This window comes from uncultured Nocardioides sp., from assembly GCF_902805925.1.
Classification (GTDB): Bacteria; Actinomycetota; Actinomycetes; order Propionibacteriales; family Nocardioidaceae; genus Nocardioides.
On the sequence record NZ_CADCUP010000111.1, the window covers coordinates 15889 to 34901 of the forward strand.

Sequence of the window (19013 nt, forward strand, 5' to 3'; positions counted from 1 at the left end):
GAGGAGGGCGTAGCGTCCCAGCATGGGCGACAGGTGGCCGGTGCCCCCGGCGCTGCGGCCGCACGTGCTCGGCATGGTCGGCTACGACCTGGCGATGCCAGGCCCCGGCGTGCACGTCGGGATGCCGTCGAGCAGCCTGACGTTCGTGCTGCCGGTCGGTGAGCCCCTCGACGTCGGCTGGGCCGGGGTGCCGGCCTCGCGACGTACGCGCTGGTCGACCGTGTCCGGCCTCCACACCGGGCCCGCCGAGATCCACTACGGCCACCGGCAGACCGGGGTGCAGCTCGCCCTCACCCCGCTCGGGGCCCGCACCCTGCTCGGCCTGCCCGCCGGCGTGCTCGCCGGGGAGATCGCGACCCTCGACGAGGCGGTGCCGGCGCTGAGCGACCTCCCCGACCGCCTCTCCGCGTGCGACGACCCCTCCGCCCGGCTCGCGATGCTGGAGCAGCGGCTGCTGGCCGTGCTCGCCCGCAGCGACGCCTCGGTGCGCGCCGACGTCGGGCACGCCCTGGCCGCCCTGACCCGGGGCACCGGCGTGCAGCGCACGGCCGACGAGGTCGGGCTCAGCCGGCGCCACCTCGCCACCCTCGTGCGCGCCGAGTGCGGGGTGTCCCCGAAGGAGCTGCACCGGATCGCCCGCCTCGAGCGCAGCCGCTCCGTGCTCGTGTCGGCGGCGCGCACCGGACGGCCGTCGCTGGCCGGCGTCGCGGCCGCCTGCGGGTACGCCGACCAGGCGCACCTGACCCGGGAGTGGCACGCCCTGGCGGGCTGCACCCCCACGACGTGGCTGCGCGAGGAGCTCCCATTCGTCCAAGACGTGGCGGCGGCCGACCCGGGAGGCTGAGGCCATGACCGCATCCGAGGTACGCCTCTGGCACACGATGGCCTTCGACGACTCCGAGGCGATGACCGCCTGGCTCACCGCGATCGGCTTCACCGAGCACGCGACGTACCGCGACGAGCGAGGGGTCGCCCACGCCGAGTGGCTCTGGCCGGGCGGCGGGGGCATCATGTTCGGCGACCGCACGAGCGGCACCGGGGTGCTGGAGGGCACCGGTCCGGCCGCGGCGTACCTCGTGTGCGAGCACCCCGACGCCGTGTTCGACGCGGCCGTGGCAGCGGGCGCCACCGTGCAGCGGCCGATGGTCGACCAGGAGTACGGCGGCCGAGGCGGCAGCGTGCTGGACCCGGAGGGCAACCACTGGTCCTTCGGCGACTACCAGCCCTCCTGAGACGCGGCGCGGCGGGCGGGCGCGACCTCGTTAGCCTTGGCCGCATGGCGACCCGGGCAGTGCGAGGAGCGACCCAGCTCGACGTGGACACCCGCGAGCACATGCTCGACCGGGTGGCGGAGATGGTGCAGGACGTCATGGACGTCAACGGCCTCACCGCCGACGACTTCATCTCGGTGGTCTTCACCGCCACCTCCGACCTGGTGGCGGAGTTCCCCGCGTACGCCGCCCGCCAGCTCGGCTTCGCCGACGTGCCGCTGCTGTGTGCCCGCGAGCTCGAGATCGAGGGCTCGATGCCACGCGTGGTGCGGCTGCTCGCGCACGTGGAGACCGACCTGCCCCGCGCCGACGTCACCCACGTCTACCTGCACGGCGCAGCGGGCCTGCGCCGCGACCTCGCCCGCACGCACGCCGTGCCGGACGAGGCCGGGGGCAGTGCCCCGTGACGCTCACCGGTCCTGTCGAGGTGGTCGGCGTCGGTCTCCTCGGCACCTCGGTCGCGCTGGCGTGCCGCCGCGCCGGCCTCGACGTGCTGCTCTCCGACGTCTCGCCGGAGCACCTGCGCACCGCCTCCGGCCTGGGAGCGGGCCGCCCGCGCGCCGAGGACGACCGCCCGCAGCTGGTGGTGGTGGCGGTCCCGCCAGACCACCTCGCCACGTCGGTGGTGGACGCCCTGCAGGGCACGGGCGCCGTCGTCACCGACGTCGGCAGCGTCAAGGAGGCCCCGCTGCGCGCGGTGCTCTCCGAGGTGGGCGTCGACGACGCGGCGCGGTACGTCGGGTCGCACCCGATGGCGGGCAGTGAGCGCTCGGGCCCGTTGGCGGCCAGCTCCGCCCTCTTCGACGGCCGGCCGTGGGCGGTGGTGCCCCACGGGGGGTCGGCGCCGGACGCGGTCGCCCTCGTCGAGGCGCTGGCCGTGCTGTGCGGTGCCGCGACCGTGCGCCTCTCGCCGGCCGACCACGACCGGGCGGTCGCCCGCACCTCCCACCTGCCGCACCTGGCCGCGGTGCTGGTCGCTGGTCGGCTCGCCGACGCGCCCGCCGACCACCTGGCCCTGTCGGGGCAGGGGCTGCGCGACGTCACCCGGGTCGCGGGCAGCGACCCCCGGCTGTGGGAGCAGATCGTCTCGGCCAACGACCAGGCCGTCCTCGGTGTCCTGGGGGAGGTGCGCGAGCAGCTCGACACGCTGATCGACGCCCTGACGACGGGGGAGCGGCCCGGGCTGCACGACGTGCTGAGCCGCGGCGTGGCCGGCACCCGCGCCATCCCCGGCAAGCACGGCGGCCCGGCGCGGCCGGTGCGCGCGGTCTTCGTCTCCGTGCCCGACCACCCCGGCGAGCTCGCCCGGCTCTTCGCCGACGCAGGTGCCAGCGAGGTCAACATCGAGGACGTCCGCATCGACCACGACCCGGCCCGTCCCGTCGGTCTCGTCGAGCTCCTCGTCGAGGAGGTCCGGGCCGACCACCTGCTGGTCTCCTTGGAGTCGAGGGGCTGGGTCACCCACCGGTAGGCTGCGGCCTGCGCCGGCGCCCCGGCGGACACCGCACCGACGAAGGATGGGTCACCCGTGAGCACCACCCCGGCCGAGACGCCTCCGGGCGGCCTCGTCGTCGCCATCGACGGCCCCTCCGGCTCGGGCAAGTCGAGCACGTCGCGGGGCGTCGCGAGCCGCCTGGGCCTGCGCTACCTCGACACCGGCGCGATGTTCCGCGGCATGACGTGGTGGATGCTCCGCGAGGGCGTCGACGTGCACGACGCGGCCGCCGTCGCCGCGCGGGCCGGCGAGCCGGAGATCCTCTCGGGCACCGACCCGCGAGGGCCCGGCATCGCCGTCGACGGCGTCGACGTCTCGGTCGCGATCCGCACCGACGAGGTCACCTCGGCGGTCAGCCCGGTCAGCGTCGTGCCGGAGGTGCGGGCCCGGCTGCTGGAGCTGCAGCGCGCGGTCATCGGTGCCGGTGGCATCGTGGTCGAGGGTCGCGACATCGGCTCGGTCGTGGCGCCGTACGCCCAGGTCAAGGTCTACCTCACCGCGGACCCCGGGGCGCGGGCCGAGCGCCGGGCGGCGGAGGAGGGCGGCAGCGACCTGGACGCCACCCGCGCGTCGCTGCTCTCCCGCGACCGCATCGACTCCGGACGTGCGACCGCCCCGCTGGTCATGGCCGACGGCGCCGTCCACGTCGACACCACGCCGTACACCCTGGACGAGGTCGTCGACCAGGTCGTCTCGCTGGTGGAGGCGGTCGGGGAGCGCGCGTGAGCGTCCTCGACGGCGCCGCCGCACGTCCCCGGGAACACGCCCCGCCCGCCTCGGCGTTGTCGTCCCAGCACCCGCGCGCCGCCCGGGCGCGCGCACTCGCCCGCACCGGGCGTCCCCTGCCGGGATCCGTCCCGGCCCCTGAACCACAGCCCGACCCCACGACGGGGCCCGGGCGACGAGGAGCATCATGACCGACGACATGCCCGAGATCACCGACGACGCGGAGTCCGCGTCCGGTCCGGTGCCCGTGCTGGCCATCGTGGGCCGCCCCAACGTCGGGAAGTCGACGCTGGTCAACCGCATCATCGGCCGCCGGGCGGCCGTGGTGGAGGACCGCCCCGGCGTGACCCGGGACCGTGTCTCCTACGATGCGACCTGGAGCGGCCGGTCCTTCACCGTCGTCGACACCGGTGGCTGGGACCCCGATGCGCGCGGGCTCGCCAGGAGCATCGCCGACCAGGCCGAGGTCGCGGTCTCCCTGGCCGACGCGGTCCTCTTCGTCGTGGACGCCGGCGTCGGGATCACCGACTCCGACGAGGCGGTCGTGCGCATCCTGCGCAAGTCCGGCAAGCCGGTCGTGCTGGCCGCCAACAAGGTCGACGACCAGCGCGCCGAGGCGGAGGCCTACGGCCTGTGGAACCTCGGCCTGGGCGAGCCGATGCCCGTCTCCGCCCTGCACGGCCGGGGCACGGGCGACCTGCTCGACGCCGTGCTCGCGGCCCTGCCGGAGACCCCGCCCGAGACGTTCGGCGAGGTGGGCGGTCCGCGCCGCATCGCCATCGTGGGCAAGCCCAACGTCGGCAAGTCCTCGCTGCTCAACAAGCTCGCCGGCGCCGAGCGGGTCGTGGTCGACAACGTCGCCGGCACCACCGTCGACCCGGTCGACGAGCTCATCGAGCTCGGTGGCGAGACCTGGCGCTTCATCGACACCGCCGGCATCCGCAAGCGGGTCAAGGAGGCCTCCGGCCAGGAGTACTACGCCTCCCTGCGCACCACGACCGCGATCGACCGTGCCGAGGTCGCCGTGCTCGTGCTCGACGGCAGCCAGACGGTCTCCGAGCAGGACATGCGGATCATCCAGACCATCCGCGACTCCGGCCGGGCCATGGTCATCGCCTTCAACAAGTGGGACCTGGTCGACGAGGAGCGCCGCTACTACCTCGGGCGCGAGATCGAGCGAGACCTCGTCCAGGTGCAGTGGGCCCCCCGCATCAACGTCACCGCCCGCACCGGCTGGCACGTCGACCGGCTGGTGCCGGCGCTGGAGAAGGCGCTGGAGGGCTGGGAGACCCGCATCTCGACCGGTGCGCTGAACACCTTCCTGGGTCGCCTGGTCTCCGAGCACCCGCACCCGGTGCGCGGGGGCAAGCAGCCCCGGATCATGTTCGCGACGCAGCCCTCCACGGCTCCACCGACGTTCGTGCTGTTCACCAGCGGCAAGCTCGACGCGTCGTACGAGAGGTACATCGAGCGGCGCCTGCGGGAGCAGTTCGGCTTCGTCGGCACCCCGATCGTGCTGCAGCAGCGCCCGCGCGAGAAGCGCAAGCGCTGATCCTCACTCCGACGGCTGCGGGACGTCGATCTCGGAGCAGTCCACCTCGGGGTTGACGCCGACGTAGTTGAGGGGACCGGCGACCACGGTCAGCGCGATGCTGCCGGCCTCCGCGCAGTTGGTCTCGATGTCGGAGAAGTAGTCGCGCTGGTACGCAGCGATCGCCCCGATGACGAGCCAGACGACCACCAGCAGGCTGAGGATGCGTGTCATGGGTGGAACCTAACGCGCCCGTCGATCGAACCGCAGCCTCCCCGGCGCGGGTCAGGGAGCGAGTTCCAGGGCCTCCAGCCAGGACATCGGGTCGACCGGGCCGATCCCGGGAGGCCGCACCTCCAGGTGCAGGTGCGGGCCGGTGCTGTTGCCGGTCGAGCCGAGCGCCCCGACGGGCTGGCCCACCTTCACCTCGTCACCGGGCTCGACCTCCGCGCTGAGCTGGTGGCAGTACCAGACCTCGGTGCCGTCACGCAGCGTGATGATCGTCCGCAGGCCGTAGGCGCCGCTGTCGGCGACCGAGGTCACCACGCCGTCCCCGACGGCCACGAGGGTGGTCCCGAGCGGGGCCGCGAAGTCCAGGCCGGTGTGGTCGTGCTCCCAGTGCGGCCCGGCCAGCCCGTACGTCGCGGACAGCCGGTAGCCCGCGAGGGGCAGCACGTGGGTGACGTCGGCCAGCGGGCCGGTGTAGGCCAGCACCGCCAGGCGGTGCGCCTCGTCCTCCTTGACCTCCTCGTAGTTCGCGGCCCGCACCGTGATGGAGCGCAGCACGCGCTCGCGCTGGCGGACCCGGCGCTCCAGCAGCAGGGCGGCCTTCTCCGCGGGGTCCGCGACGGCCGGCGAGGCGGCGCTGTCGCTGTGGGAGTCCGGCTGCGGCACGGCCGCGGCCGCCGTCGGCAGCGCCAGCGGCACGGCCGTGCCCACCAGCACCGCGGCAGCGGCCACCGCCCGTGCCAGCCGTCGCCGGCGTCGTACGCCGCCGGTCCGAGTGGTCCCCATGACTATCCCCACGTAGTTGAAGATCCATCGTCGGCCGCCAGGGGCGAGCGGTCCGGCGAACCCCGGCATTCGGCTCGAACGGGCCATCGACAGCCCGCGACGGGGTCATGCCCGGTAGTTAGAAGGGGCCACGTGGCGGCTCCTCGGGCGGTCGGGAGGCCGGCCTGCTGCACGCCCGTGGGCCGATTCGAGACGTCCCGGCACCGTGCGATAGTGTTCACTCCGCTCCGGCCGACCGGGGCGTTCGGGCTGTGGCGCAGCTTGGTAGCGCACTTGACTGGGGGTCAAGGGGTCGCAGGTTCAAATCCTGTCAGCCCGACCGAGAAGTGGCCCCTGACCTGCGGGAACGCAGGTCAGGGGCCACGAGGCGTTTGAGCTGATCGACTTGTGTCGTGTTGACGGACCAGAACCGTCGAGTTCGCGATCAAGGATGGCTTCACGCGGGCGGGCGCAGGTTCGGCGCTTCGATGCCGCGGTCGTCATCGCCGATGCGCTCCCGGCCACCTGGCTCACTTCGCATATCCGTGCCGAGGAAGTCACCGGTGGCGCATCTCGATCAGCTCGGCTCGGCACGCCGCGTGCGGCGCCGGCCAGGGTGCGGCCACCAGGGACCGCACCCAGGCCTGGTCAGACGCTACGACGTCGCACCGTGATCGTGATGCAGGCCACCGCCTCCTTCCCCTGCGAACGTGCCCTGCGGACCCGCCGGTGTGGGCATCCAGCGCGGGCCCGGCACCTTCCTGCCGGGCACGCCGTTGACCGACTCGGTCGAGTACGCGAACGTCAACATCGAGAACGCGATGAGGTTGCTGTTGACGCGAAGCGCGTTGTTGTTGACATTCGCGATCGTGTCGCACTCGAGGTGGTAGCAGGGGTCGAACTGCTCCCCGGCGGTGCCACCCCAGATGGCCGCCTGCTCCTCCGTCTTGATCACCTCGGCGCCGGTGAACAGGCCGCTCGACGGGATGCCGGCGAGAATGAATGCCTCGTAGTCGCTTCGGCCGGAGAACAGGGTGTCGTCGTACGGCTCACCGATCCTCGTGTAGTACGACTCGTAGACGTCCTCGATAGCCGCCGAGCCTGCCGGGATCGGCACGCCCTCCGGCGCCGGGAACGTCGACTCGTCCGCGTCGTAGACCATGAAGATGTAGTTCGGCGACGCGACCATGTCGTAGTTCATGTAGAGCGCGATGCGCTCCCGCTCGGTGTCCGAGAGACCCGCGACGTAGTCGGCTGAGCCGACGAGTCCCTGTTCCTCGGCGGCCCACCAGGCGAAGCGCAGGGTGTTGGGTGCCTTCGTGTTGGCCATCATCAGGGCGGTCTCGAGCAGCGCGGCCGACCCGGACCCGTTGTCGTTGATCCCCGGGCCCTCGATGACGCTGTCGAGGTGCGCACCGGCCATGACAACGTTGTCCTTCTTCTTGCCCGGCAGCTCGGCGATCACGTTGTGGTCGGTCCGGGTCTCAGCGGGAAGCACCTTGACGAAGGCGGTGGAGCCCGACTGGGCCAGGGCGACACCCTGGGCGAAGCTCGCACCCACCACCGGGATGCCGTGCGTGATGGGTCCGGGTGCCCCGGGGATCGGCTCGTCCACGGTCGTGGCGTCCGCCACGATGAGCTCCTCACGGTCAGGGGCGTTGCCCTGGTTGAAGATGATCACTGCCTCCGCGCCGGCCTGCTCGGCGTAGTAGGCCTTGGTGCCGAAGAAGCAGGTGCCGCGTTGGACCAGGGCGATGTCGGCTGTTCCGCTGAAGTCCAGGCCGGTGAAGTCCGCCGCCTCGCAGCCGCTCGTGGAGGCACGGTCGCCAGTGAGGTTGATGTCGACCGGGATGACCTGCCCGCCGTCGATGGTCCCGCTGCCGCTGCCGGTGAAGACACCGGTCTCGTACTCGGCCGCCACCGGTGTGAGCTGGCGGAGCTCCGCCGGGAAGTTGAACGTGATGTCGACCGGATCCAACGTCACCTTGTATCCGGCTTTCCTGAGGAGGCGGGACACGTAGCGGACGCTGTCGTCGTAGCCATCGGTGCCCGCAGCACGCGTCCCGGGGTAGACCGGGTCGGTGCTGTTGTCAGCGATCTTCTGCAGCACCTTCAGGTGCTGCCGGATGCCCTTCACCGAGACGCACTTGAGCAGCTTCCGATAGGTGTTGTTCGCACGGTCGTCGCACGCGTCGTATCCGGATGCCGGTGCGGTGGGCGGTGCCGAGGCTGATGCCGTCTGCCCGGGCAGTAGCGCTGTGGTGGTAAGCATCGCCGTGGCGGCTAGCGCCGCGAGGCGTGTCGCGCGAGGGCGCGAAGTGAGCCGAGGTGCCATGTCCCTCTCCTCTTCGGGAGTCCCGGTCGGGTCTCCCCTCTCCAGCACCGTATAGCGAGGGGTACGTGACCTCTAGAGGCCCGACCCCCCCAAAACAAGGTACGTTCCAGCGTGGTGGGTGTGGTCCTGCCGGGGTCGATCCCCCCACAACTTGTCGGCCACGATCGAGGTCGTCGATCACCGCGTGTCCGGGTTGTACGGTCAGGGCCCCGAGCCCGCGACTCGGCGGAGGACGTTGCTGGTGTACATCTCGGCCGGCACGCCTACCTCGTTGATGTCGTGGGTCCGTCCCGCGGACCGATCGGCTACGACGGCGACCGGGCAGTGCACGGCAAGGTCCACGCGGAGGTGGTGTGGTCCGGCTGCACCGGGAGGGACTTGAGCACCGGGCATCTCACCGGCGCGCCACCGTGACGACTCCCGCGACGGCACAGGTTCGACGGCAGGGGGTCTAGACCGCTGAACCACAGGCTGGAGCGGGTCAACGTTGGGCGTGTCCCTTCGCCCAGGGGGCCTGCATCCGCCGATTCCCGCCTGCCGCGCCACACCCATCCGGGCGCGTCGGCGGCGTTGCGCACGCTCGATGGTGCGACCAGACCGCTTGCGCGCCCACGCTTTGCCGTCACACCCGTCTGGTGCCGCTCCTGACGCCGCGAATCGATGATCCGGGGCTCAGCCCGAGTGGCCGCGCCGTGACTCACCACAGAGCATCCGGACGACTGTATGCTAAGAACAATCGGATCATGCCAAAGGACTTCGAAGCGAGAGGCCGGAAGATGCCATGAAACAGCGGGAAGCCGGATCGTCGCTAGGTGGGGGAAGCGTCCGGGGGGCCTCTGCTCGCCGAGCCACGCGGCCACCACTCGAGCGTCCGACGCCGCTGCGCGAGCGCGTCTACGAAGCGATCGCCGAGATGATCGTCACGCGCGAGCTGAAGCCGGGGGAGCACCTCGTCGAGAACGAGCTGGCGAGAGATCTCGGCGTCAGCCGGCAACCGGTCCGTGAGGCACTGCAGCGACTGCAGACCGAAGGATGGGTCGACCTCCGCCCGGGCCACGGCGCCTTCGTCCACGTGCCGACCGACGAGGAGGCCGACCAGCTCCTGGCGGTCCGTGCCATGTTGGAATCGGAGTCCGCCCGCCTGGCGGCCAAGTATGCGACGGCTGAGCACCTGGAGGAGCTCCGTGCGCTGTTGCGGGCCGGGGAGGAGGCTGTTGCGGCCGACGACCAGGCAGACATGGTGACTGCCAACGCCGCACTCCACGCCCATGTGGTCTCCATTTCCGGCAACCGCGTGCTCACCAATCTCATCGCGTCGGTCGAGCGGCGGGTCCGGTGGTACTACCTGCCGATCGCACGGTCGCGCGGCAAGGACGCGTGGGACGAGCACGCCGGCATCATCGACGCGATCGAGGAGAAGAACTCGCGGCGCGCAGCCACGCAGATGCGCCAGCACGCCGAGCGGACCCGCGAGCTGTACCACGAGTGGCGCGAGGAAGTCGCCGCGGAGCGAGCCTGAGCCGTCTCCCTCCCGGGGATTGAGAAGACTGCTCGCCGCCGTCCTCTCGTTCGTCAGGGTCAGACGCGACACCACTTCTGCGGTCTATTCCTATGCGGGGGGCGAAGCGACGCCCGGATCGATGATGGGGTGCTGAGCCCACGATCAGATCGACCCAGGCGACGCACGTTTCACCGTGAGGTGCAAGGCGGAGATCCCAGCCGTGTATCACGCCGCTGGTCGGGCGAGCTGTGAGAGAGAGGTGCTGCGGCGCGAGGGCCTCATGCTTTCCCCACAGGCTCGCTCTCGTGATCCCCGTAGTAGCCCGAGACTGACAGTGTGAGCGCGTTCTCCCGTGGTAGGAGAAGGAGGCAGTCGCACGCTTGAGAATCTCGTTCTCCACCGCGAGCCGACGCTCGTCGCGCCGCGATTGGACCGGCTCGCCGCGCCCGGCAGTGGACGTACGCTCATTCCGCCTCGTGGCTCGAGTGGCTGCCTCAGTTGGTGGAGCGGTCAGTGGCGGGTGCGAGGTCCGCGTCGTTCAGCAGATCATTGAGCTCACGGTCGAGGTCGTCTTGGCTGGCGATGCTCTCGAACGTCGGGCGGGCTGCCAGGGCACCGAATCGACGAGTGAAGATCATGGTCCTTCTCCTTGCTCTCGGGGGCCGAACCAATGGGGTTCCGCCCGGCCTGTGTACTGCATACAGTCTCCCGACTGCGTCGCGCGCGATCCGAATCGCCGAGCACGTGAGTCTGACCACAAGGCCGACTTGTCCGTTGCCGCGCGCACAGAAGTCGGTCTGACCGGAAGATCTCAAGCAGCCGAGACACGGCTCGTCCCGCGGGCTGCATGTGGGGCGCCGGCCAGGGACGCGAAGGCGCCCAGACCCACGGCTCGGGGTGTCTCCCTGGTAGGCAAGCCAGGTCCAGCAGGTCGGCCTCGACGGTTGCGTCCTCCTGATGGTGCCGGCCCTGGCATCTGGGTGTCTCACTTCGCGACCGGGACAGAGGGATGGAGCTCAGCCGTGGTGTCTCATCTCCGCCTGACGGCACAGGGTCCCCGAGGGCGAGTGCACGCCTTGGTGGTCCAGCGACTCGAGGTCCAGCTCGACCCCGATGAGCCGAGCCCGAAGGGCAGGCCGTGGGACGCGTTGACCAGGCGGTCAAGGAGCCCCTCGATCAGGGAGTGCGACTCTCGAAAACCCATGAAGGCGACCACTTCGGGTGTGAGGACGCGCTCTCCCGGGCTCGGCGTGGTGGGCCCGCGAGTACAGGAGCTCAGGCGTGCCACGTCCATGCCGGCGTGGACGAGCTCGGTGGTGGCTGCGACGTCACGCGAGGCATGGCCTAGGGTGCAGACGACCTTCGCGCGCCCGGTTCACGTGCTGAAGGGCTCCGCTCCGGGTCGGACTTGACGAACTGCATATCGCTGACGACATACTGTATGCGATCTCACATCGTGTGCAGTCCTGATCGGAGATGCCGTGATCATCGGAATCCTCAAAGAAGCGCGCACGGGCGAGCGCCGCGTGTCTGCGACCCCGCAGACCGTGACCCGGCTCATCGACCTCGGCTACGAGGTCGTCGTGGACCCCGGGGCGGGCGTGGAGGCGAGCTTTCTCGACGCTGCGTACACCGCGTCCGGCGCATCGATCGACAACGCGCTGGCGGCAGACATCGTTCTCGGCGTCAACCCTCCCTCGCGGCCCCAGCTCGAACGGCTCCGCCCCGGCGCCACGCTGATCGGCATGCTCAACCCGGGGATTGACGCCGACCTGGTCAAGGATCTCGCCAAGCGCCCGATCACTGCGCTGGCGATGGACGCCGTGCCGCGGATCTCGCGGGCTCAGTCGATGGATGTGCTGAGCTCGATGGGCAGCGTCGCCGGCTACCGAGCGGTGCTCGAGGCCGGTCACCAGTTCGGCCGGTTCTTCACCGGGCAGGTGACCGCGGCAGGCAAGGTGCCGCCGACGAAGGTGCTCGTCGTGGGTGCGGGCGTTGCCGGCCTGGCCGCCATCGGGACCGCGCGCAGCCTGGGCGCGATCGTCCGGGCGACCGATCCGCGTCCCGAGGTGGCGGATCAGGTGGAGTCGCTGGGCGGCCAGTACATCGCCATCGAGTCGCCGGAGGTGGAGATCAGCTCCACCGGGTACGCCAAGGAGATGGGCGACGACTACAAGGAGCGCGAAGCCCGTCTCTACGCGTCGCAGTGCGAGGAGGTCGACATCATCATCACCACCGCCTTGATCCCTGGCAGGGCGGCGCCGCGGCTGATCGACGCCGCGATGGTGGCGAGCATGAGGTCGGGGAGCGTGGTCGTCGACATGGCCGCGGCCAACGGCGGGAACGTCGAAGGCACGGTGCCGGGTGAGGTGGTCCGCACTGACAACGGCGTGATCCTGATCGGCTACACCGACCTCGCGGGCCGGATGCCTGCGCAGGCGTCACAGCTGTACGGCACGAACGTCGTCAACCTGCTCAAGCTGATGACCCCAGACGGGGACGGCCAGCTGGTGCTCGACCAGACCGACGTCGTGCAGCGTTCGATCACGGTCGTCCACGACGGTGAGCTGACCTGGCCACCGCCCCCGGTGCACGTGTCGGCAACGCCCGCGGCACCGGCGTCGGGGAAAGCTGCGGATGCCCCCGTGGAGGCGTCGGAGGAACGGCGGCCGATGTCGCCCGCACGGCGTGCTGCTCTGCTCGGTGTGATCGGTGCGGCGTTCTTCGTCGTCGCGGCACTCTCCCCACCGGCGCTGCTGGGCCACCTCACGGTGTTCGCCCTGGCGATCGTCGTGGGCTTCTATGTCATCGGGAAGGTTCACCACGCGTTGCACACGCCGCTGATGAGCGTCACCAACGCGATCTCCGGGATCATCGTGGTCGGCGCTCTGCTCCAGATCGGCCACCGCGGGGACACCGCGATCACCGCTGTCGCGGCCGTTGCGATCCTGCTCGCCAGCATCAACGTCTTCGGCGGGTTCGCGGTCACCCAGCGCATGCTCGGCATGTTCCAGAGGAGTTGAGACATGACTGTCGACACGGCGGCTCAGGCGGCCTACATCCTCGCGGCACTGTTCTTCATCCTTGCCCTCGCCGGGCTGTCGCGTCACGAGACCGCCAAGGCCGGCAACGGCTACGGCATGGTCGGCATGGCGATCGCCATCGTTGCGACGATCGTGGTGACCATCGACGGTCAGATCCAGGGGACCGCGCTGGTCCTGCTCGTCACGGCCATGGTGGTCGGAGCGGCGATCGGGATCTATCGGGCCCGGGTCGTGGAGATGACCGGCATGCCAGAGCTGATCGCGCTGCTGCACAGCTTCGTGGGTCTGGCGGCGGTGCTGGTCGGCTGGAACGGCTTCCTCGAGGTCGAGGGTGACGCGGCCGGGGGCGAAGCACGGCGTCTCGACGCGCTCGGCACCCTCGGTATCCACCATGCCGAGGTCTTCATCGGTGTCTTCATCGGTGCGGTGACGTTCACCGGCTCCATCGTCGCGTTCTTGAAGCTGTCGGGCCGGATCAATTCCGCACCACTGATGCTGCCGGCCAAGAATCTGCTCAACCTCGGGGCGCTGGGCGCCTTCGCCATTCTCACAGCGTGGTTCGTGATCGATCCCCAGCTGTGGTTGCTCGTGGTGGTCACGATCCTGGCACTGCTGCTCGGCTGGCACCTGGTGGCCTCCATCGGCGGTGGGGACATGCCGGTGGTCGTGTCGATGCTCAACAGCTACTCCGGCTGGGCCGCGGCGGCCTCGGGCTTCCTGCTCGAGAACGACCTGCTCATCATCACCGGAGCACTGGTCGGCTCCTCCGGTGCCTATCTGTCCTACATCATGTGCAAGGCGATGAACCGCTCGTTCATCTCGGTGATCGCCGGTGGCTTCGGCATCGAGGCATCCGCCGGCGGGGACGAGGACTACGGCGAGCACCGCGAGATCAACGCCGAGCAGGTTGCCGAACTGCTTCTCGATGCCGAGTCGGTCATCATCGCGCCTGGATACGGCATGGCCGTCGCGCAGGCCCAGCACGGCGTCGCGCAGCTGACCCGCAAGCTGCGCGACCGTGGCGTGGACGTGCGTTTCGGCATCCACCCGGTGGCCGGACGACTGCCCGGCCACATGAACGTGCTCCTCGCCGAGGCCAACGTGCCCTACGACATCGTCATGGAGCTGGATGAGATCAACGACGACTTCAAGGACACCTCGGTCGTCCTCGTCATCGGTGCCAACGACACCGTCAACCCCGCGGCGGCCGAGGACCCGAGCAGCCCGATCGCCGGGATGCCCGTCCTCACGGTGTGGCACGCGAACGACGTGATCGTGTTCAAGCGATCCATGGCGTCGGGCTACGCCGGTGTCCAGAACCCGCTCTTCTACCACGACAACGCCGCGATGCTCTTCGGCGACGCCAAGGAACGGGTCGACGACATCCTGGCGGCCCTCGAGTGAGACAGCCGACAACAGAAGGCTCGACGATGAGCCACTCGCTTCGCTACGAGGTCAACTGTTCCATCCTCTTCACCGAGGTCCCTCTGCTCGAGAGGCCGGCCGCCGCTGCGGATGCCGGATTCACGGCGGTCGAGTTCTGGTGGCCCTTCGACGAGTCGGTGCCGGGTGATCGCGACGTCGACGCGTTCGTGTCCGCGGTTCGCGATGCGGGTGTTGCGCTGGTCGGTCTGAACTTCGCCGCGGGCGACATGCCGGGTGGTGACCGGGGGCTCGTGTCCTGGCCCGCCCGAAGCGTCGAGTTCCGCGAGAGCGTCGAGGTGCTCGTGGGCATCGGCGAGCAGCTGGGGTGCTCCGCCTTCAACGCGCTCTACGGCAACCGGGTCCCGGACCTGTTCCCCGTGGAGCAGGACGAGATGGCCCTGACGAACCTCGCGTTCGCCGCGAATGCCGCGAGTGCGATCGGCGGCACGGTCCTCATCGAGCCGATCAGCGGGGCGTCCGGGTATCCGTTGCGCACGGCTGCCGACGCGATCGCCGTCATCGAGCAGGTCGAGGCCGATGCCGGGGTCACCAACATCGCCCTCCTGGCCGACCTCTATCACCTGGCCGTCAACGGTGACGACGTCGACAGGGTCATCGCCGACCACGCCGACCGGATCGGCCACGTCCAGATCGCCGACGATCCAGGTCGGCACGAGCCGGGCACCGGCGAGCTTCCACTCGAGCGCCAGCTGGCCGCACTCGAGGCCGCCGGGTACGCCGGCTGGGTCGGTCTGGAGTACACACCCTCCACCACGACCGCGGACAGCTTCGCCTGGGTCCCGCGCGCGCGGCGTACCGCTGCTGTCGCCGATGCCCGTCACTGACCACCCGGGTGCCCGTGGCCACGTGGCACCCGGAGGACCTCCAGGCGATCAACGTCGCCGACGTCGCCTGTCGGGGACCACCGGGGCACCACGGCGGGGCCATCGACGACGTGACGTCACGGCTGGAGATCTCGGTCTCGCCAACCCCAAGGAGCGCATCGAGGTACGGCGCCCACGCCCGCGGGACCCGGCAGCTGCCGACGCTTCCGCACCTGCGCCCTCGTCGCCTGTGGCCGGTCATGGCCGTGGTGGTCGCGATTCTCGGCGTAGGCTGATCCCACGTGGGAGGAGGGGCGGGTGGTGGCGGACGCCAGGGTCGTCGTATACCGTCTACATTGTGACAACTACCGCAGGGATCGTGCTCGCGGGCGGTCGCTCATCGCGGATGGGAACCGCCAAGGCAGCGTTGGAGTGGCATGGGTCCACGCTGCTCCGGCACGTCACGGGAGTGGTGCAGCGCGGCGTCGACGGACCGGTGTTCGTCGTGCGGGCGCCGGGGCAGGAGCTTCCCGAGCTCGACCGCGAGACCGTCGTCTGCGACGACCCTCGAGAGGGCATGGGACCCATGCAGGGCCTAGCGGTCGGGCTGCGCGCCGCCGCTGAGCACCCCGCGCGTCCGGACTTCGCTTTCGTGTGCTCCACCGACCTGCCGTTCCTGCACAGCGCGTTCGTACGCGCCGTGCTCGCCGCCTTCACCTCCGGCCCCGACGCCGAGCCGGAGGTCGACGCCGTCCTGCCGATCGTCCGCGGCTTCCGGCAGCCGCTCGCCGCGGGCTACCGCACCGCGCTGGCCCCGTTGGTGGAGGAGCTGCTCGGCGAGGGTCAGCTGCGCCCCGCCCACCTGCTCGCGCAGTGCCGGGTGCGAGTCCTCGACGAGGAGGCCCTGCTCACCGACCGCGACCTCGCGGCCGTGGACCCCGAGCTCGAGTCGGTGGTGAACGTCAACGAGCCCGACGACTACGAGGCCGCCCGCCGCCGTCCTGAGCCCGAGGTGGTCGTCGAGCGGTACGGCGTCCTCGCGACGCGCGGGGGAGAGCGCGGGGCACGCGTGGTCAGGGCGGCCACCATCGGTCATGCCGCCGACCTCGTCGGGCTCGCGTTCGACGGCCACATCCTGGCCGCCGTCAACGGTGACCAGATCCGCAGCGACGGCACCCTTCCCCTGCAGGCGGGCGACACCGTCTCGTTCATCTCCGCGGACGCAGGAGGCTGACATGCACGGCTACTTCGGACGCGCGCTCGTCGTCGACGTCACCGACGGCTCCGCGACGACGCTGCCCCTGAGTGAGGACGTGCTCCGGGCCACCCTGGGCGGCGTCGGCCTCGGCACCTGGCTGACCGCTGAGCTCGCCCCTCCCGGGGTCGACCCGCTGGCTGCGGAGAACCCGCTCTCGTTCGTGTTCTCCCCGCTGGTCGGGACGCCGCTGACCACCAGCGCCAAGTTCGCCGTCGTCGCGAAGTCGCCGCTGACCGGGCTGCTCACCGACGCACTCGCCTCCAGCCACTTCGCGATCGCCGGCAAGTTCACCGGGTACGACGCCATCGTCATCACCGGCCGCGCCGAGCGGCCCACCCACGTCTTCATCAGCGAGGACGGCGTCACCCTGGCCGACGCGTCCGCCGAGTGGGGGATGTCCGCCGCCGACGCCGAGGCGACGGTGCGCGAGCGCAGCGGACCCCGCTGGCGGGTGGCCTCGATCGGCCCGGCCGGTGAGGCGCAGGTGCGCTACGCGACCATCTCCCACGACGGACGGCACGCAGGCCGGGGCGGGCTCGGTGCCGTGCTCGGCAGCAAGCTCGTCAAGTCGGTCTCGGTGAGCGGCCGGACGCGGGTGACGCTGGCCGACAAGGATGGCGTCCTGGCTCTGGCCAAGGACCTCCGCAAGCGCTCGTTCGGCCCGGCCACAGAGAAGTACCGCGAGCTCGGGACGCTCGCCAACCTGCTCGCCTTCAACGCGATCAGCACCCTGCCGACGCGCAACTTCCAGGCCGCCACGTTCGAGGGCGCGGCCATGCTGTCCACCGAGGAGCTGGCGAGCACCCGCTCCGTCGCGAAGAACAGCTGCGCCTCGTGCTCCATCGGCTGCGAGCACATCTATGCCGGCAAGGACGGCAAGAAGTCGCGGGTGGAGTACGAGAACGTCTTCGCCCTCGGCCCACTCTGCGGGGTCTCCGACGCCGACGACGTGCTGGCCGCCAGCTCTCGCTGCGACGAGCTCGGCCTCGACACCATCTCGGCCGGCGGCACGATCGCCTGGGCGATGGAGTGCGTCGAGCGGGGGCTGCTCGACGCGTCGTGGCTGAGGTTCGGCGACGGCTCCGCGGTGCTGCGGGCTCTCGACGAGATCGGCTCCCGCACCGGCATCGGCGCCCTCCTCGCGGAGGGGACGCGCCGTGCCTCCGCGCAGGTCGGCCAAGGGTCGGAGGACTTCGCCGCGCACGTGAAGGGCATGGAGATGCCGGGGTACGAGCCCCGCACGCTCCAGTCGATGGCGCTCGGTCTGGCCGTGAACGCGCGCGGTGCCGACCACAACCGCTCCGGCGCCTACGAGGCCGACCTGAGCGGTGACCGCGACCGGCTCGCGGGAGCCGCCGACCACGTGCGCGCCGCCATCACCACCGAGGACCGGGCCGCGGTCATCGACTCGATGATCCTGTGCAAGTTCCTCCGAGGCGTCTTCACCGACCCCTACGTCGAGTGGGCCGACCTGCTCTCGCGCGTCACCGGGTGGGACATCACCGGTGCCGAGCTGCAGGAGACCGCCCGGCGGATCGTCCTGGCGAAGCGGGCATTCAACCTCCGCGAGGGGTGGACGCCCGACGACGACTGGCTGCCCGAGCGGTTCCTCGACACCCCCCTAACGCTCCAGTCAGGACGCACGGCTACTCTGCCCGCCTCCCGACTGCGCGACATGATCGACACCTACTACCTAGAGCGCGGGCTTGACGCTGAAGGGCGTCCACAGCTCGTCGCCACAGGATCGGAGACGACACCGTGACCATCACCCGCGACGGCATCGCCCCTCCCACGAGCGAGGAAGTGAAGACCGTCTCGCTGACCATCGACGGCCAGTCCCTCAGCGTGGCCGAGGGCACCACCATCTGGGAGGCCGCGCGCGACGCGGGCATCGACATCCCGGTCCTGTGCCACGACGAGCGGTACGACCCGGTCGGCGTGTGCCGGATGTGCGTCGTCGACACCGGAGGACGAGTCCTCGCCGCCTCCTGCGTCCGGCCCTGCGACCCGGGGATGGAGGTCACGACGTCCACGCCCGAGATCGAGCGCAGCCGCGCCGTGCTCACCGAGCTGCTCGTCGTCGACCAGCCGCCGCGCGAGCAGGACCCCAAGCAGACCACCACCGCGGACAACGAGCTGATCTCGGTTGCCGACCGTTACTCGGTCGGCAGCGTGGACGACCTGTTCGCCGGGCCCACGCGAGGCACCGACGCCTCGAACCCCGTGATCTCCGTCGATCACGACGCCTGCATCCTCTGCGACCGCTGCGTGCGCGCCTGCGACGACATCCAGGGCAACGACGTGATCGGCCGCAGCGGCAAGGGCTACTCGACCCGCATCTCGTTCGACCTGAACGACCCGATGGGCGAGTCGTCGTGCGTGACCTGCGGCGAGTGCGTCGCGGCCTGCCCGACCGGCGCGATCACCAACAAGGCGATCAACAACATCCCGATCCAGCCGAGGGAGAAGCTCGAGGCGGTCGACACGGTCTGCCCGTACTGCGGCGTCGGCTGCGCGCTGACCTACTACGTCGACCGCGAGCGCGGCGGGATCTCGTTCGCCGAGGGCCGCGACCAGTCCCTGGGCAGCCAGGGACGACTCTGCGTCAAG

General features: G+C 70.7%; 17 protein-coding genes and 1 tRNA gene. 14 read left to right on the forward strand and 4 right to left on the reverse strand.

The annotated features are described in order from the left end of the window. Window positions 1-22 precede the first annotated feature (22 nt). The 6 genes from QZX64_RS07805 (at window position 23) to der (ending at window position 5044) form a co-directional block, all read left to right on the forward strand. Entirely contained in the window at window positions 23-844 is an 822-nt protein-coding gene (locus QZX64_RS07805; RefSeq protein WP_295658158.1) for an AraC family transcriptional regulator, read from the forward strand. Window positions 845-848: 4 nt separating this feature from the next. Next, window positions 849-1232: a VOC family protein gene (locus QZX64_RS07810; RefSeq protein ID WP_295658160.1), complete on the forward strand. Its 384-nt coding sequence runs from the start codon at window positions 849-851 to the stop codon at window positions 1230-1232. A 44-nt stretch (window positions 1233-1276) separates the two neighbouring features. Then, window positions 1277-1678, forward strand: a complete 402-nt coding sequence (gene aroH, locus QZX64_RS07815) for a chorismate mutase (RefSeq protein WP_295658162.1) — start codon at window positions 1277-1279, stop codon at window positions 1676-1678. After that, window positions 1675-2742, forward strand: coding sequence for a prephenate dehydrogenase (locus QZX64_RS07820; RefSeq protein WP_295658164.1), 1068 nt, complete (start codon window positions 1675-1677; stop codon window positions 2740-2742). The genes aroH and QZX64_RS07820 overlap by 4 nt, the downstream gene beginning before the upstream one ends. A gap of 57 nt (window positions 2743-2799) precedes the next feature. After that, window positions 2800-3492, forward strand: coding sequence for a (d)CMP kinase (gene cmk, locus QZX64_RS07825; protein WP_295658166.1), 693 nt, complete (start codon window positions 2800-2802; stop codon window positions 3490-3492). A gap of 187 nt (window positions 3493-3679) precedes the next feature. After that, the gene (der, locus tag QZX64_RS07830) at window positions 3680-5044 is read left to right on the forward strand and encodes a ribosome biogenesis GTPase Der (protein WP_295658168.1); all 1365 of its coding nucleotides are present in this window, start codon (window positions 3680-3682) and stop codon (window positions 5042-5044) included. 3 nt (window positions 5045-5047) lie between these two features. Here der and QZX64_RS07835 read toward each other — a convergent pair whose 3' ends face one another. Together QZX64_RS07835 and QZX64_RS07840 are read right to left on the reverse strand one after the other, a co-directional pair. Then, entirely contained in the window at window positions 5048-5257 is a 210-nt protein-coding gene (locus QZX64_RS07835; protein WP_295658170.1) for a hypothetical protein, read from the reverse strand. A gap of 51 nt (window positions 5258-5308) precedes the next feature. Beyond that, a complete protein-coding gene (locus QZX64_RS07840) occupies window positions 5309-6037 on the reverse strand; it encodes a M23 family metallopeptidase (RefSeq protein ID WP_295658172.1) in 729 nt (242 codons plus the stop codon). 245 nt (window positions 6038-6282) lie between these two features. Between QZX64_RS07840 and QZX64_RS07845 the strand changes: the two genes are divergently transcribed. Continuing rightward, a tRNA-Pro gene (locus QZX64_RS07845) sits at window positions 6283-6356 on the forward strand. A 315-nt stretch (window positions 6357-6671) separates the two neighbouring features. Here QZX64_RS07845 and QZX64_RS07850 read toward each other — a convergent pair. Beyond that, window positions 6672-8153 carry a M28 family metallopeptidase gene (locus QZX64_RS07850; RefSeq protein WP_295658174.1) on the reverse strand — a complete coding sequence of 494 codons (1482 nt, stop codon included), beginning with the start codon at window positions 8151-8153 and terminating at the stop codon, window positions 6672-6674. A 979-nt stretch (window positions 8154-9132) separates the two neighbouring features. Between QZX64_RS07850 and QZX64_RS07855 the strand changes: the two genes are divergently transcribed. Continuing rightward, entirely contained in the window at window positions 9133-9870 is a 738-nt protein-coding gene (locus tag QZX64_RS07855) for a GntR family transcriptional regulator (protein WP_295658175.1), read from the forward strand. Between the two features lie 476 nt (window positions 9871-10346). On the opposite strand, the gene QZX64_RS07860 is transcribed toward QZX64_RS07855, so the two are convergent. Further along, on the reverse strand, window positions 10347-10490 hold the full coding sequence (locus QZX64_RS07860) for a hypothetical protein (protein WP_295658176.1): 144 nt from the start codon (window positions 10488-10490) through the stop codon (window positions 10347-10349). A gap of 843 nt (window positions 10491-11333) precedes the next feature. Here QZX64_RS07860 and QZX64_RS07865 point away from each other — a divergent pair. The 6 genes from QZX64_RS07865 to QZX64_RS07890 all read left to right on the forward strand — a co-directional run. Next, entirely contained in the window at window positions 11334-12875 is a 1542-nt protein-coding gene (locus QZX64_RS07865) for a Re/Si-specific NAD(P)(+) transhydrogenase subunit alpha (protein ID WP_295658178.1), read from the forward strand. Window positions 12876-12878: 3 nt separating this feature from the next. Further along, window positions 12879-14300 carry a Re/Si-specific NAD(P)(+) transhydrogenase subunit beta gene (gene pntB / locus QZX64_RS07870; RefSeq protein ID WP_295658179.1) on the forward strand — a complete coding sequence of 474 codons (1422 nt, stop codon included), beginning with the start codon at window positions 12879-12881 and terminating at the stop codon, window positions 14298-14300. Between the two features lie 26 nt (window positions 14301-14326). Continuing rightward, on the forward strand, window positions 14327-15166 hold the full coding sequence (locus QZX64_RS07875; RefSeq protein WP_295658180.1) for a hydroxypyruvate isomerase family protein: 840 nt from the start codon (window positions 14327-14329) through the stop codon (window positions 15164-15166). A gap of 337 nt (window positions 15167-15503) precedes the next feature. Beyond that, on the forward strand, window positions 15504-16379 hold the full coding sequence (locus QZX64_RS07880; RefSeq protein WP_295658182.1) for an NTP transferase domain-containing protein: 876 nt from the start codon (window positions 15504-15506) through the stop codon (window positions 16377-16379). 1 nt (window position 16380) lies between these two features. Next, window positions 16381-18165 carry an aldehyde ferredoxin oxidoreductase family protein gene (locus tag QZX64_RS07885; protein WP_295658183.1) on the forward strand — a complete coding sequence of 595 codons (1785 nt, stop codon included), beginning with the start codon at window positions 16381-16383 and terminating at the stop codon, window positions 18163-18165. Next, a partial coding sequence (locus QZX64_RS07890) for a 2Fe-2S iron-sulfur cluster-binding protein (RefSeq protein ID WP_295658184.1) occupies window positions 18162-19013 on the forward strand: 852 nt, incomplete at its 3' end. The genes QZX64_RS07885 and QZX64_RS07890, both read left to right, overlap by 4 nt.

What these genes read in the sequence shown, in the direction of transcription:
- QZX64_RS07805 (WP_295658158.1), top strand. Translation starts at nt 23, where the DNA reads ATGGGCGACAGGTGGCCGGTGCCCCCGGCGCTGCGGCCGCACGTGCTC.
- QZX64_RS07810 (WP_295658160.1), top strand. Translation starts at nt 849, where the DNA reads ATGACCGCATCCGAGGTACGCCTCTGGCACACGATGGCCTTCGACGAC.
- aroH (WP_295658162.1), top strand. Translation starts at nt 1,277, where the DNA reads ATGGCGACCCGGGCAGTGCGAGGAGCGACCCAGCTCGACGTGGACACC.
- der (WP_295658168.1), top strand. Translation starts at nt 3,680, where the DNA reads ATGACCGACGACATGCCCGAGATCACCGACGACGCGGAGTCCGCGTCC.
- QZX64_RS07835 (WP_295658170.1), bottom strand. Translation starts at nt 5,257, where the DNA reads ATGACACGCATCCTCAGCCTGCTGGTGGTCGTCTGGCTCGTCATCGGG.
- QZX64_RS07840 (WP_295658172.1), bottom strand. Translation starts at nt 6,037, where the DNA reads ATGGGGACCACTCGGACCGGCGGCGTACGACGCCGGCGACGGCTGGCA.
- QZX64_RS07855 (WP_295658175.1), top strand. Translation starts at nt 9,133, where the DNA reads ATGAAACAGCGGGAAGCCGGATCGTCGCTAGGTGGGGGAAGCGTCCGG.
- QZX64_RS07860 (WP_295658176.1), bottom strand. Translation starts at nt 10,490, where the DNA reads ATGATCTTCACTCGTCGATTCGGTGCCCTGGCAGCCCGCCCGACGTTC.
- pntB (WP_295658179.1), top strand. Translation starts at nt 12,879, where the DNA reads ATGACTGTCGACACGGCGGCTCAGGCGGCCTACATCCTCGCGGCACTG.
- QZX64_RS07875 (WP_295658180.1), top strand. Translation starts at nt 14,327, where the DNA reads ATGAGCCACTCGCTTCGCTACGAGGTCAACTGTTCCATCCTCTTCACC.
- QZX64_RS07885 (WP_295658183.1), top strand. Translation starts at nt 16,381, where the DNA reads ATGCACGGCTACTTCGGACGCGCGCTCGTCGTCGACGTCACCGACGGC.